The following is a 15,481-nucleotide window of genomic DNA, read 5'->3' on the forward strand; positions in this document are numbered from 1 at the left end:
CTGTTTACGTCAGCAATCAACATCACTTGTGGCACTCCGGCGCGGGGAGCTCGTTTTCGTCGCCCCATGTTTCAAGCCATGCTATTACCTCGTCACCTGTCACGTGCAACCCGGTCACCTGATATTCCTTCCATGCGTCGAGGGTTTCTTGACGGGAAGCTTCGCGCTTTTCTTCACGCTCAAGATATTGAACAATTGCTTCGTGCATTATCAGAAGCGGTGTCTGCCGGCGCGATTCGGCCAAGCGTTCCAGACGGAGGTGCGTTTCCTGATCAAGTTCAAGCGCCAGCGATGTTAGGTCGGACATGGCAAACCCCAAAAGCGAGTACTGCGATAAATCACGTCTGCATCAAGGTCAAGTTTTAATTTAGAGCGGCCATCATGCGACAAGTTCCCTGCAAAGCGCAAGCCGACAGCCATGGTGTAGCCGGAAATATCGGGCAAACCCAGGCGCATGGTGTCGTTCAGGCGCGCGCCGCAGGGGCAAGCGGCGCCGCAAAATGCTGCGCCAGGGTCTGGTTCAACCCCTCCTCCACCGCGCACTCGACCTGGCGCGCCAGGGCGCTGCCGTCGAGCGTCATCGGCGAATTCCTGTCGAGCTCGGTATCCTTGTCGAGGTCGATGGCCACAGCCGCCTCGATCGCGGTGCGCCCGAACACGAACAGGCGGTACACGTCGGACAGGCGCAGCTTGTCCACGTTCACCAGCAAGACCCAGTTCTCGGCGCTTTCGATGGCGCGCTTGCCCCAGCGCGAGCGCGTCGTCACATTCGCCTGCACCCGCCCGACCCAGCCCACGGCCAGCATCTGTTCGAGCAAGGTGGTCATTTCATCGTAGCCGATGCGCGTATGCGCGCGGATCGCGGCGGAAGACACCAGCGCCGTATCGCTCACCTGGGCGCGGCCGTACAGCACCTTGAGGATCGCCATGGCATCGACGAACGCGCCGCCGGGCACCGGCTCATACCACCAGCGTTCGTACTTGACGATCGGCAGCGCCGCGGTCAGCAAGGCGCCGACCAGGGTGATCATCCACGACAGGTAAATCCACACCAAAAACAGCGGCAGCGCCGCCAGCGCGCCGTAAATGATGGCGTAGGTGGGAAACTGGCTGACGAACATGGCGAACAGGCGCTTGGCGATCTCGAAGGCGACCGCCGCCACCAGACCGCCCCAGACCGCGTCGCGCCAGTCGACGAAGCGGTTCGGTACCGTCATGTAAAGCAGCGTGTAGGCGCCGGTGGTCAGCCCGATCGACGCCGCCGTGTAAAACAGGGTACTCAAAAACGGCAGATTGCTGGTCAGCGCGCTGGTAGCCATGAACAGTTGCGAGGTCGCCGTCAGCGACAGCCCGAACAGCAGCGGTCCGAGCGTGACCAGCGCCCAGTAAATCGTCACGCGCTGGGCCAGCGGACGCACTTCGCGCACGCGCCAGATCTGGTTGAAGGCGCGCTCGATCATGTTCATCATGGCCGCCGACGTGAGCACCAGCGCGACCGCGCCGACCGCCGACAGGCTCTTGGCCTTGCTGGCGAACTGGGTCAGGTTGCCGGTGATGGTGTTGGCGATGGCCCTGGGCATCAGGGTCTGGGCGAAATACGCTTCCAGTGCCACCCGGAAATTACTAAAGACGGGAAAGGTCGTGAAAATGGCCAGCACGATGGTCAGCAGCGGCACCAGCGCGAGCGTGGTGGTGAACGTGAGACTGCCTGCCACCTGGGGCAATTTTTCTTCGTTGAGGCGGCGCCGCGCGAAGCGAAGCAGGTCGCGCGCTTCGCTCCAGGTCAGGCCACGCACCATATCGACGCTGCTATTGATCATTTCGCTGGTGGATCGGGAAATCGAATGGACTGTTTTTGAAAGCATGTATCGTGAAAAACGCGTGAAAAACGCGCCGGCTGTGCCGATGTAACCCTGTAAAGCGCCCTATAATACCAACGATGAACCAAACCAATCCGATTATTCTCGTTTTGTACTACTCGCGCCATGGCGCCACGCGCAAGCTGGCCGAACTCATTGCCCAGGGTATCGAGAGCGTCCCCGGAGTCGATGCGCGCCTGCGCACCGTGCCCGCCGTCTCCACCGTGGCCGAGGCCACCGAACCGGCCATCCCGCCGGCCGGCGCCCCCTATGTGGAAGCCCAGGACCTGGCCGAGTGCGCCGGTCTGGCGCTCGGCTCGCCTACGCGTTTCGGCAACATGGCATCAAGCCTGAAATATTTCCTCGACGGTACGGCCGCCGAGTGGCTGGCCGGCACCCTGTCGGGCAAGCCGGCGGTCGTGTTCACCTCCACCGGCAGCCTGCACGGCGGCCAGGAATCGACCCTGCTGTCGATGATGATCCCGCTGCTGCACCACGGCATGATGATCATGGGCCTGCCTTACAGCAACCCAGAACTGATGACCACCACCAGCGGCGGCACGCCCTACGGCCCGACCCACTGGGCTGGCGTGGACGGCAACAAGCCGGTCAGCGAGGATGAAAAACGCCTCGCCATCGCCATGGGGCGCCGCCTGGCGGAAACCGCCGCCCGCCTGCACGGAGTTTCCTGATGCAAGCGCCCAAGTACTTTCACATCGGCGCCATCGCCAGCCTGGTGGTGCTGATCGCCTGGCTGCTGGCCTGGGAAATCGTGGTCGCGCCCTTGCGCCCCGGCAGCTGGATCCTGGCGCTCAAGGTCCTGCCCCTGCTCATTCCCCTGGGCGGCGTGATCAAGCGCGACATTTACACCCTGCAATGGTCGTCGATGGTGATCCTGCTCTACTTCACCGAGGGCGTGGTGCGCGCCTGGAGCGACAAGCTGCCCGTATCGCGCATGATGGCGATGGGCGAAATCGTGCTTGTATTCGTCTATTTCGCCTGCGCGCTGCTGTACCTGCGTCCATACAAGAAAGCGGCGAAAAAGATGGCCAAGGAGTTGCTCGACAAGGTGAACTCGACCAAATCGACGAAGTGACTGCCTTGAATTACCCCGACTCCGGCACCGGCTTCCTGGCGCGCTGCCGCGCCATTGCCGGCCCGGCGCACGTGCTCACCAGCGACGCCGACATGGCGCCCTTCCTCACCGACTGGCGCGGCCGCTTCACCGGGCGCGCGCTGGCGGTGCTGCGTCCGGCCGACCCGGACCAGGTGGCGCAACTGGTGCAAGCCTGCGCCGCGCACCGCGTGCCGCTGGTGCCGCAGGGCGGTAAAACCGGCCTGGTGCTGGGCAGCGTGCCCGACGCCAGCGGCAGCGCCGTGGTGCTGTCGCTGGCGCGCCTGAACCGGGTGCGCGCGCTCGACCCGGTCAACCGCACCATCACGGTCGACGCCGGCTGCATCCTGCAAACCATCCAGGAAGCGGCCGCGGCCGTTGGCTGCCTGTTTCCCCTCTCGCTCGCGGCCGAAGGCAACTGCAGCATCGGCGGCAACCTGTCGACCAATGCCGGCGGCACCGCGGTGCTGCGTTACGGCAACACGCGCGAACTGTGCCTGGGCCTAGAAGTGGTCACCGCCCAGGGCGAACTGTGGAACGGCTTACGCGCGCTGCGCAAGGACAACACCGGCTACGACCTGCGCGACCTGTTCATCGGCGCCGAAGGCACCTTGGGCGTGATCACCGGCGCCGTGCTGCGCCTGTTCCCGCAACCGAAGGCATCGATCACGGCCCTGGTCGCCATTGCCGCCCCGCGCCAGGCGCTCGACCTGCTCACCCTGGCCCAGGACCGCTGCGGCGCCAGCCTGACCGGCTTCGAGCTGATGTCCGACTTTTGCCTGCGCCTGGTCGGCACCCATTTCCCCAGCCTGACGCAGCCCTTCGTCACGCGCCACGCCCAGTACGTGCTGCTGGAACTGTCGAGCAGCGAATCGGAAGAACACGCCGTCGGCCTGCTGGAAGAAACCATTGCCGACGCCATCGCCCAGGACATCGCCGACGACGCCGTGGTGGCCACCTCGGTGGCCCAGTCGCTGGCCCTGTGGCAGCTGCGCGAACACATTCCGCTGGCGCAGGCGGCGGCCGGCAAGAACATCAAGCACGACATCGCCCTGCCGGTCTCGTGCATCGCCGACTTCATCGCCAGCACCGACGCCAGGGTGCTGGCGGCCTATCCCGGCTGCCAGCTGGTCTGCTTCGGCCATGTGGGCGACGGCAACCTGCACTACAACGTGGCGCCGCCGCCCGGCACCGCGCACGAGGATTTCCTGGCGCACCAGGACGCGATCAACCGCATCGTGCACGACAGCGTGGCGTCGTACGCCGGCTCGATTTCGGCCGAGCACGGCATTGGCGCCCTCAAAAGAGACGAGCTCAAGCGATATAAGACGGATGTGGAACTGAACATGATGCGTGCCATCAAAGCGGCGCTCGACCCGCTCGGCATTATGAACCCTGGAAAAATCCTGTGAATCCGGAGCGAGCAATCATGTTACATCCCATGCACATCCTGGCGCTGTGCGCCCTGAGCGGCGCCGCCCATGCCGGCCCCATCTATAAATGCACCACCGGCGGCAAGGTCAGCTACGGAGACCAGCCCTGCGCCAGCGGCAGCGCAACGCAGCTGGGCGCCGCGCCATCGCCCGCGGCCGACCCCAGCGCGGCGAAGGAACTGCAGCGCCAGAAAGACTTGCTGGCCCGCCTGCAGAAGGAGCGCGCCACGCACGACGCCAGGCAGGCGCAGGCGGCGCGGTCGGACGCGCGCGCCTATCAGGCGGCCGCAGTGCGGCAAGCGAAGTGCGCCGGCATGCAGCAGCAACAGTCGAAGGAACAGCAGCGCCTGGCCGCCGAAGCCGCCAAGGCCGGCGGCATGGGCAAAGCCCAGCGCGACCAGCGCGCCTTGCACATGGCCCGGGCGGTCGACGCCGCGTGCCGCCGATGAAGACACTGTCACGCTGGCTGCTCCTGGGCGAATGGCGCGCGCACCCGGTACGGGCCCTGCTCGCGGTGGCCGCGATTGCCGTCGGCGTGGCGATGGGCTTTGCCATCCACCTGATCAACGCGTCGGCCTTCAATGAATTTTCGGCGGCCGTCAAGAGCCTGTCAGGCCAGGCCGACATCCAGGTGTCGGCGCGCGAGGGCGGCTTCGACGAAGCGATTTATCCGCGCCTGGCCCAGAACCCTTCGGTGGCGGTGGCCTCGCCCGTCCTGACCCTGAACGCCGGTGTGCCCGGCGCGCAGGGCAGCTTGAAAATCATTGGCCTGGACGCCTTTCGCGCCGGCTTCGTCTCGCCGGGCCTGCTCGGCGCAACAGACGGCGACAACATGGTCGACATGATGGCCGACGACGCCGTGTTCCTGTCGCCGGCCGCCATGAGCTGGCTCAAGACGCAGCGCGGCGGCACCGTGCAGCTGCGTTCGGGCACGCGCGACTTCACCCTGCGCGTGGCCGGCGGCCTGCAAGAGGCGCGGCCCGGCCAGCGCATCGGCGTGATGGACATCGGCGCGGCCCAGTGGCGCTTCGACAAGGTCGGCACGCTGTCCCGCATCGACCTGCGCCTGCGCGACGGCATCGACCGCGCCGGGTTTCAGCGCGACCTGGCACGCGAACTTGAACGCGAATTCCCCGGCCGCTTCAACGTCGGCCAGCCCAATGACGACGATGCCGAAAGCCGCAACCAGGGCATGAGCCGCGCCTACCGCGTCAACCTCACCGTGCTGGCGCTGGTGGCGCTGTTCACCGGCGCCTTCCTCGTGTTTTCGACCCAGGCGCTGTCGGTGATCCGGCGCCGCAGCCAGTTCGCGCTGCTGCGCGTGCTCGGCGTCGAACGCGGCCAGCTGCTGCGCCAGGTGCTGCTCGAAGGCGCCAGCCTGGGCGTGGTCGGCGCGCTTGCCGGCATCGGCGCCGGCTACGCGCTGGCCGCCACCGCGCTGCATTTTTTCGGCGGCGACCTGGGAGCCGGCTACTTTACCGGCGCGCGTCCGGCGGTGCAGTTCACGCCGGTGGCGGCCGTGGTGTTCTTTGCGCTGGGCCTGGGCGTGGCCTTGCTCGGCTGCCTGACGCCCGCCTGGGAAGCGTCGCGCGCCGCGCCCGCCGTCGCCCTCAAATCGGGCACCGACGAAGTCGCGCTGGCGCGCCTGGCGCGCGTGTGGCCATCGGTGCTGTGCATCGTGCTGGCCGGCGCGCTGGCCTTTGCGCCACCCGTATTCGAGCTGCCGCTGTTCGGCTACGCCGCCATCGCCCTGCTGCTGATCGGCGGTATCGGCCTGATGCCGCGTCTGGCCGCCTCCCTTTTCGGCCTGGTCAACCGCGTGGCGATGCGGCGCAACGTGCGCCATCCGGTGCTGGCGCTGACCATGGCACGCCTGGCCAACGCCTCCGGCCAGGCCGCCATTGCGCTGGGCGGCGTGCTGTCCAGTTTCAGCCTGATGGTGGCGATGGCGATCATGGTGTCGAGCTTTCGCGTCTCGCTCGACGACTGGCTGGTGCAGCTGCTGCCGGCCGACCTGTATGTGCGCATCGCCAGCGGCGGCAGCGCCGGCGGCCTGGGTCCTCCCGAGCAAAGGGCGCTGACCGCCTTGCCGGGCGCCGCGCGCATCGACTTTTTGCGTTCGCGCCAGATTTCGCTCGACCCGGCGCGGCCCGACGTGCTGCTCATGGCGCGCACCATCGATGCCGCCGACCCCTCGCGCACGATCCTGATCCGCGGCGAAACCGTTCCGGTGCCGAACGGCGCGGTGCCGGTCTGGGTATCCGAAGCGGTGGTCGACCTGTATGGCGTCAAGGCCGGCGGCACGCTGCGCATGCCGCTCGCTGGCCGGCTGCGCGACTTTTTCGTGGCCGGGGTGTGGCGCGACTACGCCACCCAGGCCGGCTCGGTGCAGATGCGCCTGTCCGACTACCGCGCCCTGACCGGCGACCAGGAAGTCAACGATGCCGCCATGTGGGTCGCCAAAGGCGTCACGGCCGACCGGCTTGAACAGCAGATCCGCGCCCTGCCCTTCGGGCGCACGCTCGATTTCGCCAAGCCGGGCGACATCCGTGCGCTCAGCATGACCATCTTCGACCGCAGCTTCGCCGTCACCTACGTGCTTGAAGCGATCGCCATCGCCATCGGCCTGGCCGGCGTGGCCGCCACCTTCTCGGCCCAGACGCTGGCGCGCGCCAAGGAATTCGGCATGCTGCGCCACGTCGGCGTCACGCGCGGGCAGGTGCTGCGCATTCTCGCCCTGGAGGGCGGCGCGCTGACCGCGCTGGGCGTGGCCTGCGGCTTCGTGCTCGGCTTCATCATCAGCGTGATCCTGGTCTACGTCGTCAACCCGCAATCGTTCCATTGGTCGATGCAGCTGCACGTGCCGTGGACCTTGGTGGGCGCCGTGGCGGCCGTGCTGCTGGTGGCATCGGTGGTGACGGCGCTGGTGTCGGGGCGCTTCGCCCTGTCGGGCGGACCTATTCGAGCAGTCAGGGAGGACTGGTGAAACGATTCATTTTCGCGCTGCTGCTGGCGGCGACCCATATCTGCCACGCGGCCCCGCCGGTATTCGGCGCGGTGACGCCCGGACGCGCGCTGACATTCCCGCTTGATTACGGCGCCCATCCGGACTACCGTACCGAATGGTGGTACGTCACGGGCTGGCTCAAGACCGCCGACGGCAAGCCGCTGGGCTTCCAGGTCACTTTCTTTCGGCGCGCCACCGACCATGACCGCGCCAATCCGAGCGCGTTCGCCCCCAAGCAGCTGGTGATCGGCCACGCCGCGCTGTCCGACCCCGCGCTCGGCAAACTGGTACACGACCAGCGCACCGTGCGCGAAGGCTTCGGCCTGGCGCACGCCAAAACCGGCATCACCGACCTGAAACTGGACGACTGGCGCATGGTGCGCGGGGCTGACGGCACCTACCAGGTGAGCATCGCCTCGCCCCATCTGAACCTGAACCTGACGCTGGCGCCAACCCAGCCGGTGCTGCTGCAGGGCCAGAACGGCTACTCGCGCAAGAGCGCGCAAGGCCAGTACGCGAGCTACTACTACAGCGAACCGCAGCTCAAGGTACGCGGCACGGCAGGTGCCGGCAGCAGCGCCGCGCGCGCGGTCGAAGGGACTGCCTGGCTCGATCACGAATGGTCGACCGAAGCGCTGCCACCCGATTCCCAGGGCTGGGATTGGGTCGGCGCCAATCTCGCCGACGGCTCGGCGCTGATGGCTTTCCAGATCCGCAGCAAACAAGGTGGTAAACTATGGGCGCACGCGACGGTGCGCGACGCGGGGGGCAAAGTGACGCAATACGCCCCCGACGAGGTGATGTTTACGCCGCAGGCCCACTGGACGTCACCGCGCACGAATGCCGTCTACCCGGTGGCGACCAGATTAACGACGGGCGCCACGCACTGGCAGATCACCCCCCTGCAGCAGGACCAGGAGCTCGACTCGCGGCGCTCGACCGGCGCCGTGTACTGGGAAGGCGCAGTGACGATCAAGCGCAATGGGGCGCAAGCCGGCCAGGGGTACCTTGAAATGACCGGTTACGACCGCGCGATGAAACTTTAAAAAACGAACACTGAAGCACTGACACGATGACCAACAGCTCCACCAGCAGTTCCAGCAGTAGCAACTCGTCCGACTCGAACCGCAAAGGCAGTCTCGCCGCATTCAAGGGCCTGTTCCCGTTCCTCCGTCCGTACCGCCGCCAGTTCCTGATGGCCGGCGTCGCGCTGGTGGTCGCCGCCTGCGCCACCTTGGCGATTCCAGCCGCCTTCAAGCAGATGATCGACCTGGGCTTCGGCGCCTCGGCCGGGCCCAAAAGCATCCGCCATGTCGACGCCACTTTCCTCGCCCTGTTCGGCGTGGCGGCGGTATTGGCCGTGGCCACCGCCGCGCGCTTTCTGACCGTATCGTGGCTGGGCGAGCGCGTCACCGCCGACATCCGCAGCGCCGTGTACAAGCACGTGGTCGAGCAGAGTCCCGAATTTTTCGAAACCACCCAGACCGGCGAAGTCCTCTCGCGCATCACCACCGACACCACCCTGATCCAGGCGGTGGTCGGTACCAGCATCTCGATGGCGCTGCGTAACGTGCTGCTGTTCGTGGGCGGCCTGGTGATGCTGTTCGTGACCAGCGTCAAGCTCTCCGCCATCATCCTCGGGCTGCTGGTGCTGGTGGTGGTGCCGATCGTGCTGTTCGGACGGCGCGTACGCAAGCTCTCGCGCGACTCGCAAGACCGCATCGCCGACGCCTCCGCCATGGCCGGCGAAATCCTCAACGCCATGCCGACGGTGCAAGCCTTCACGCACGAAAAAATCGAATCGGCGCGCTTCGGCAAGTCGGTCGAAGGCGCCTTCCAGACCGCGATGCGGCGCATCCGCGCGCGCGCGCTGCTGACGTTGATCGCCATCGTGCTGGTGTTCGGCACCATCGTTTTCGTTCTGTGGCTGGGCGCCCACGCCGTCCTGCAGGGGACGATGACCGGCGGCGACCTTGGCCAGTTCATCTTGTACGCATCGATCGTGGCCGGCTCGATCGGCGCGCTGTCGGAAGTGATGGGCGAAGCCCAGCGCGCCGCCGGCGCCACCGAACGCCTGCTCGAACTGCTGTCGGTACAATCGTCGATCCAGAACCCGGCCAAACCGGTGGCCCTGCCCGCGCGCACCGCCAGCGGCGCCGCACTGGCCCTGAACGACGTCACCTTCTCGTATCCGTCGCGGCCTGAAACGGCGGCGCTGGGGCACCTGACGCTGTCGATCGCGCCAGGCGAAACGGTGGCCGTGGTCGGCCCGTCGGGTGCTGGCAAGACCACCCTGTTCCAGCTGTTCCTGCGCTTTTACGACCCGCAAAGCGGCACCATCACGCTCGACGGCGTCGACATCAAGCGGCTCGACCTGCACACCCTGCGCGACGCCATCGGCATCGTCCCGCAGGACACGGTGATCTTCTCGGCCGACGCCATGGAAAACATCCGCTACGGACGCGCCGGCGCGACTGACGCCGAAGTGATCGCCGCGGCGCGCATGGCGGCCGCGCACGAATTCATCGAACGCCTGCCGCAGGGGTACAAATCGTTCCTGGGCGAGCGTGGCGTGCGGCTCTCGGGCGGGCAGCGCCAGCGGATCGCGATTGCACGCGCGCTGCTGAAAAACCCGCCGCTGCTGCTGCTCGACGAAGCGACGAGTGCCCTCGACGCCGAATCGGAGCGCCTGGTACAAAGCGCGCTGGAAGCGGCGATGGTCGGACGCACCACGGTCATCATTGCGCACCGGCTGGCGACGGTGCAGCGGGCCGACCGCATCATCGTCATGGAAGACGGGCGGATCGTCGAAACCGGCACGCACGCGTCGCTGGTGGCGCTGGGAGGCATTTACGCCAACCTCGCTGCCCTGCAGTTCCACAACATCCACATCGCCCACGAAGCCGCCTGATTGCCTAACCGGGTCAGAGCACTCCCCCAAACCGGGGTCAGAGCTCTGACTCGAAACTTTTAACACTTTTATTGCCTACAGGTGTCAAAATCCAGTCAGGCAACAATTGGGGCTGCATGAACAGGACCTGGCCCGCCCCTGCTTGAGGAATGATGATGATCGGCGTAGCGGCAATAACAGGCTGATTCGCGATTCGCCGGCTGAGATGTAACAATGTTGCAAGTCAGAGCTCTGACCCCGATTGGGAAATTAGTTGCCGAAGGAGAGTGTTTTGACGGATGCCGAGTTGTTTCTACACTGCCATACGGTGCTGCCGGGCCATCGGGCGCGTACGCCGGCCGAGACGTTCCGCGCCATGGCCGCGTGGTGCGAGGATAATCATGTCGCCCATGATGTCTACGGCAACGGCGCCCTGATCGAGCAGTTCGAGGAGAAAATCGCCAGCCTGCTCGGCTTCGAAGCCGCCGTGTTCTGCATCAGCGGGACCATGGCCCAGGTCACCGCGCTGCGCCTGGCCTGCGAGGACCGCGCCAGCACGCTGGTAGCGCTGCATCCGACATCCCACATCATCATCCACGAAAAATCGAACTACCAGCTGCTCGGCCACTTCCACGCGCTGCTGGCGGGCGAACGCCATCGGCCCTGGACGGCGGCCGACTTGCGTGCGCTTCCCGATAAACTCGGCGCCGTCGCCATGGAAGTGCCGATGCGCGAAATCGGCGGCCAGAATCCGACCTGGGAACAGCTCGATGCGATCAAGGCCCATTGCCGCACCCGCAACGCGCACCTGCACATGGATGGCGCCCGCCTGTGGGAGGCGGCCGCCGGCTACAAGCGCACGCCGCGCGAAATCGCCGCCGGCTTCGATTCGGTCTACGTGTCGCTGTACAAGGGCATCGGCGGCCTGGGTGGCGCCATGCTGGCCGGCAGCCGCTCGTTCGTCGAGCGCGCGGCCGAGTGGTTCCGGCGCGAAGGCGGCAATGTCATACACCGCTCGCCCTACGTGGTATCGGCCGCAATGCAGTTCGATGCGCGCATCGCCGCCATGCCGCACTACTTCCGCCGCACCGAATGGCTGTACGAGGTGCTGCGCGATTATCCGGCCATCCGCGTCAATCCGGCCCGCCCCCAGGCCAACATGCTGCATCTGCACCTGCCGGTCAGCCGCGAACGCGCCCTCGAGATCCGCAACCGCGTCGCCCGCGACCACCAGGTGTGGCTGTTCGGCCGCGCCGCACCGGGCGCGCTGGCCGATACCAGCATCGTGGAACTGTACGTGGGCGAGAACCTGGCCGCCTTGCCCGACCAGCGCGTGCGCGACAGTATCGAGCTGCTTGCCCGGGGCATGGCCGGCCAGTGATCATATATAATCAGGAGTTTTAGCGATGCGCCAATACCTCGACTTCATGCGCCATGTGAAAGACCATGGCACCGAAAAAACCGACCGCACCGGCACCGGTACGCGCTCCGTCTTCGGCCACCAGATGCGCTTCAACCTGCAGGACGGTTTCCCCCTGGTGACGACCAAGAAGGTGCACCTCAAATCCATCATCCATGAGCTGATCTGGTTCCTCGCGGGCTCCACCAACATCGGCTACCTGAAGGACAATGGCGTGAGCATCTGGGACGACTGGGCCGACGCCAACGGCGAGCTCGGTCCCATCTACGGTTACCAGTGGCGCAGCTGGCCCACCCCGGGCGGGCAGCATATCGACCAGATCACCCAGGTGCTCGACCAGATCAAAAACACGCCCGACTCGCGCCGCATGATCGTCTCGGCCTGGAACGTGGCCGACATTGCGAACATGAAGCTGCCGCCGTGCCACGCGCTGTTCCAGTTTTATGTCGCCGACGGCAAGCTGTCGTGCCAGCTGTACCAGCGCAGCGCCGATATTTTCCTGGGCGTGCCGTTCAATATCGCCTCCTACGCGATCCTGACCCACATGATGGCGCAGCAGGCCGGCCTGGAAGTGGGCGATTTCGTGTGGACCGGCGGCGACTGCCACCTGTACTCGAATCACCTGGAGCAGGTCGACCTGCAGCTCTCGCGCGAGCCGTTCGCGCTGCCGCGCCTCGTCATCAAGCGCAAGCCGGACTCGCTGTTCGACTACAAGTTCGAGGACTTCGAGGTGGTCGGCTACGAGTCGCACGCGCATATCAAGGCGCCGGTCGCAGTGTGAACCGGCGCAGCGCCTGCCATTGCGCAGGCGCTGCGCGTTGTCTCAGAAGGCGAAACCGCTGATCACCGCGAGGGAACCGGCGTTGATCGACAGCGGCGCAGCCTGGCCATCCTCACCCAGTTTGCTTGCCCGCTCCACCACGTAGGCGGTGCTTCCCATTCCAGCGTAGAGGCGGTCGTGAGCGCGGTCGAATGCCAGTACGCCATCGATCGTCCACCTGGGCAGCGTAATGAGCTTGACCCGGCTCGCGGGATCTGGCTTGCTGACGTCGGCAAAGACCGCCAGTCCCCGCATGTTCGATCCCGCATACAGACGGTCGCGATCCTCATCGATCGCCAAGCCGACGATGTCGCCAGGCAGATTGAAACGGCGGGCGATCGGCAATTCGCCCGACGCCTTATCGATGTTCTCGAATACGTAGACCGGCTGGCCGCTGGCATGGGAATGTTTGGTGTACAGCAGCCCCCGTTTGGTATCGATGGCGGACTGCATCGTATCCATCGGCCCGGTAAACGTGCGCGCTGGCGCTACCCGGCCGCTCAATGTACTCACGCGTTCAAGCACCATGAAACCAGTCGCCCCTCGATTGGTCTCTTTATAACCCACATACATTCGATCATTGGTTTTGTCCAGGATGAGACTTTGGACCACATAACTGGCCCCGATCTCCGGTGTGATGTAGCGCTGCGGAGTCATTTTGCCTGACAGCTTGCTGGCGTCGGCAAGTACCCCGATTTGGGCGCCGGCCTGGTCACCGGCCATGATGTACAGCAGATCCCGCGCAGCGTCGAGCTGGGTCGAATAACCGTAGTAACGCTCGGCCGAAAGAACGTTCGCGCTCACTGCCGTATTTGCCGCCGCTGGTGCCAGCGTGTCGAATGCGGCAATCACCTGATTGTTGCGGTCGCTGACAAACAAGATATTGGGGCCACGTCCAATACGAGCGGTATCGGGCGCGACCGTCACCGGCCCGTTACCGGCGAGCTGGCTGCCGCTGCCGCCACCACCACCGCCACCACCGCATGCGGTCAGCAAGAGAACACTCAACAGGATTGAGAAAGAGCGAAAGATTTTCATTTTTTGCAAAAAAGTAATAGACACGCGATTGTAAACACGTAATTACTTTTATGCAATATAAATGCACAGATTACAACATCGCAGGAGTCGCGATGCCGGCGCGCAGGCTATGACGGCGCCAGCGCCGCCATGGCCCTGCGGGTCCGCTCAGAACTCTTCCCAATCCGATTCGGCGGCCGTACTGGCGGCGCGCTTTTGCGGGGCCGGCTTGGGCGCAGCGGCTTTCCTCGGGGCCGGTGTGCTCTTGCCCCCCAGGCGCGGTGCCACGGGGGCGGCCTTGCGCTGCGGCGCGTGGCGCGCTGCCGCCACCGGTGCGCGGCTACCATCGAGCTTGAACACGCTGACCACCTGCGTCAGCGTACCGGCCTGCTCCTGCAGCAGCCCGGCGGCAGCTGCCGCTTCCTCTACCAGGGCCACGTTTTGCTGGGTGATCGAGTCCATCTGCCCGACCGCTTCGTTGATCTGGTCGATGCCGGCCGTCTGCTCGGCGCTGGCGGTGGTGATCTCGCCCATGATGTCGGTAACGCGATGGATGCTGGTGACGATTTCCTGCATCGTCAGGCCGGCCTGGTCGACCAGCTTGGCGCCGCTGTCGACTTTTTCGACCGAGTCGCCAATCAGTTCCTTGATTTCCTTGGCGGCGCCGGCCGAGCGCTGCGCCAGGTTGCGCACTTCGGACGCCACGACCGCAAAGCCGCGACCCTGTTCGCCCGCGCGCGCCGCTTCCACGGCGGCGTTGAGCGCCAAAATATTGGTCTGGAACGCGATGCCGTCGATGACGGCGATGATGTCGACGATTTTCTTCGACGACGCGTTGATCGAGCCCATGGTCTCGACCACCTGCGCCACCACCAGGCCGCCCTTGGTAGCCACTTCCGACGCCGACAGCGCCAGCACGTTGGCCTGGCGCGCGTTGTCGGCGTTCTGGCGCACGGTGGAAGTCAGTTCTTCCATCGAGGCGGCGGTCTGCTCCAGCGAACTGGCCTGGGAGCTGGTGCGGTCCGACAGGTCGGTATTACCGGCCGCGATTTCGCTCGATGCGCTGGAAATGGTGTCGGTGCTGCTGCGCACCTCCGATACGATGTCGGCCAGGTTCGATTTCATCTTGGCCATCGCGCCCAGCAAGGCGCCGATTTCGTTGCGCCCGTGCGAGTCGATATGCCCGGTCAGGTCGCCGTCGGCAACGCGCACGGCGATCTGCATGGCTTCCTGCAGCGGCGCCGAGATGGCCTTGACCAGGGTCCAGCCAACCGCGACGCCCAGCACCACGCCGATCACCAGGATGCCCATCATGCCGTAGGCGATGCGCGCAAGGCTGGAGTTGACCATCTCGTCATCGGCCTTGACGCGCTTGTCGGCCAGTTCCTTGAGCGTGGCCAGTGTGGCGTCGCCGATGCGGTAGCCCGGGTTGATCTTCTTGATCAGGACCGTCTCGGCGTCGTCCCACTTCTCGACCTTGATGAAGGCGGCCGCCGCGCGCACGTTCTCGATTCCCAGTCCGTCGCTCTTGGCGTACCACTCCTGCGCCAGGCGCTTTTCTTCGGGCGACCTGACGCTGGCGATATACTCTTCCCAGCGCTTGGCGGTGCGTCCGGCAATCGCGTCGATCTGGTCGAAGTGGACCGTCAGCGGGTGGTCGTGCAGCTGCGACCAGCTCAGGACCGGATTGTGCTGAAGCGCCTGCAGGATCTGGCTGCGGTTGAGTTCCATTTCGAGGCGGATGGACGTCTGCACGGTGGTGTTGCGCTGGTCTTCGACGGTGATGTCGCGCACCAGGCCGACCGAATGGCGTCCGCTGTAAATACCCATGGCGCCAATAGCGACCATCAACACGATCAGGAATCCGAGGACTCCGATCACGAGTGTCCTGATTTTCATGTTATCGAACATGCGTAGCTCC

Annotated in this window: 13 protein-coding genes; 9 read left to right on the forward strand and 4 right to left on the reverse strand. The window is 65.5% G+C overall.

The window, feature by feature from the left end:
• Positions 1-22: 22 nt before the first annotated feature.
• Both CR152_RS24975 and CR152_RS24980 read right to left on the reverse strand, forming a co-directional pair.
• Positions 23-307: a CopG family ribbon-helix-helix protein gene (locus CR152_RS24975; protein ID WP_099882753.1), complete on the reverse strand. Its 285-nt coding sequence runs from the start codon at positions 305-307 to the stop codon at positions 23-25.
• 157 nt (positions 308-464) lie between these two features.
• Positions 465-1,820 carry a YihY family inner membrane protein gene (locus tag CR152_RS24980; RefSeq protein WP_099879481.1) on the reverse strand — a complete coding sequence of 452 codons (1,356 nt, stop codon included), beginning with the start codon at positions 1,818-1,820 and terminating at the stop codon, positions 465-467.
• A 119-nt stretch (positions 1,821-1,939) separates the two neighbouring features.
• On the opposite strand from CR152_RS24980, the gene wrbA reads away from it, so the two are divergent.
• From wrbA to thyA, 9 genes are all read left to right on the forward strand, one after another.
• Positions 1,940-2,551, forward strand: coding sequence for an NAD(P)H:quinone oxidoreductase (gene wrbA / locus CR152_RS24985; protein WP_099879483.1), 612 nt, complete (start codon positions 1,940-1,942; stop codon positions 2,549-2,551).
• Positions 2,551-2,955 (forward strand): DUF2069 domain-containing protein, encoded by a 405-nt coding sequence (locus CR152_RS24990; protein ID WP_099879486.1) that lies wholly within the window; start codon positions 2,551-2,553, stop codon positions 2,953-2,955. The genes wrbA and CR152_RS24990 overlap by 1 nt, the downstream gene beginning before the upstream one ends.
• On the forward strand, positions 2,952-4,385 hold the full coding sequence (locus CR152_RS24995) for an FAD-binding oxidoreductase (RefSeq protein ID WP_370663831.1): 1,434 nt from the start codon (positions 2,952-2,954) through the stop codon (positions 4,383-4,385). Before CR152_RS24990 ends, CR152_RS24995 begins: the two co-directional genes overlap by 4 nt.
• Before the next feature lie 17 nt (positions 4,386-4,402).
• A complete protein-coding gene (locus tag CR152_RS25000; protein ID WP_099879488.1) occupies positions 4,403-4,855 on the forward strand; it encodes a DUF4124 domain-containing protein in 453 nt (150 codons plus the stop codon).
• A complete protein-coding gene (locus CR152_RS25005; protein WP_099879491.1) occupies positions 4,852-7,392 on the forward strand; it encodes an FtsX-like permease family protein in 2,541 nt (846 codons plus the stop codon). The genes CR152_RS25000 and CR152_RS25005 overlap by 4 nt, the downstream gene beginning before the upstream one ends.
• Entirely contained in the window at positions 7,389-8,459 is a 1,071-nt protein-coding gene (locus CR152_RS25010) for a lipocalin-like domain-containing protein (protein ID WP_099879493.1), read from the forward strand. Before CR152_RS25005 ends, CR152_RS25010 begins: the two co-directional genes overlap by 4 nt.
• 26 nt (positions 8,460-8,485) lie before the next feature.
• Positions 8,486-10,324 carry an ABC transporter transmembrane domain-containing protein gene (locus CR152_RS25015; RefSeq protein ID WP_099879495.1) on the forward strand — a complete coding sequence of 613 codons (1,839 nt, stop codon included), beginning with the start codon at positions 8,486-8,488 and terminating at the stop codon, positions 10,322-10,324.
• A 271-nt stretch (positions 10,325-10,595) separates the two neighbouring features.
• Complete coding sequence (locus tag CR152_RS25020) at positions 10,596-11,684, forward strand: threonine aldolase family protein (protein WP_208640198.1); 1,089 nt, start codon at positions 10,596-10,598, stop codon at positions 11,682-11,684.
• A gap of 25 nt (positions 11,685-11,709) precedes the next feature.
• The gene (gene thyA, locus CR152_RS25025) at positions 11,710-12,504 is read left to right on the forward strand and encodes a thymidylate synthase (RefSeq protein ID WP_099879497.1); all 795 of its coding nucleotides are present in this window, start codon (positions 11,710-11,712) and stop codon (positions 12,502-12,504) included.
• A 42-nt stretch (positions 12,505-12,546) separates the two neighbouring features.
• Here thyA and CR152_RS25030 read toward each other — a convergent pair whose 3' ends face one another.
• Entirely contained in the window at positions 12,547-13,605 is a 1,059-nt protein-coding gene (locus CR152_RS25030; protein WP_208640200.1) for a YncE family protein, read from the reverse strand.
• 123 nt (positions 13,606-13,728) lie between these two features.
• Positions 13,729-15,471, reverse strand: a complete 1,743-nt coding sequence (locus CR152_RS34885; protein ID WP_099879501.1) for a methyl-accepting chemotaxis protein — start codon at positions 15,469-15,471, stop codon at positions 13,729-13,731.
• Between the last annotated feature and the right edge of the window lie 10 nt (positions 15,472-15,481).

It is taken from the genome of Massilia violaceinigra, from assembly GCF_002752675.1.
Classification (GTDB): domain Bacteria; phylum Pseudomonadota; class Gammaproteobacteria; order Burkholderiales; family Burkholderiaceae_D; genus Telluria_A; species Telluria_A violaceinigra.

Coding starts and splice junctions, on each gene's coding strand:
- wrbA (WP_099879483.1), top strand. CDS start 1,940: ATGAACCAAACCAATCCGATTATTCTCGTTTTGTACTACTCGCGCCAT.
- CR152_RS25015 (WP_099879495.1), top strand. CDS start 8,486: ATGACCAACAGCTCCACCAGCAGTTCCAGCAGTAGCAACTCGTCCGAC.
- CR152_RS25005 (WP_099879491.1), top strand. CDS start 4,852: ATGAAGACACTGTCACGCTGGCTGCTCCTGGGCGAATGGCGCGCGCAC.
- CR152_RS24980 (WP_099879481.1), bottom strand. CDS start 1,820: ATGATCAATAGCAGCGTCGATATGGTGCGTGGCCTGACCTGGAGCGAA.
- CR152_RS34885 (WP_099879501.1), bottom strand. CDS start 15,471: ATGTTCGATAACATGAAAATCAGGACACTCGTGATCGGAGTCCTCGGA.
- thyA (WP_099879497.1), top strand. CDS start 11,710: ATGCGCCAATACCTCGACTTCATGCGCCATGTGAAAGACCATGGCACC.
- CR152_RS24990 (WP_099879486.1), top strand. CDS start 2,551: ATGCAAGCGCCCAAGTACTTTCACATCGGCGCCATCGCCAGCCTGGTG.
- CR152_RS25000 (WP_099879488.1), top strand. CDS start 4,403: ATGTTACATCCCATGCACATCCTGGCGCTGTGCGCCCTGAGCGGCGCC.
- CR152_RS24975 (WP_099882753.1), bottom strand. CDS start 307: ATGTCCGACCTAACATCGCTGGCGCTTGAACTTGATCAGGAAACGCAC.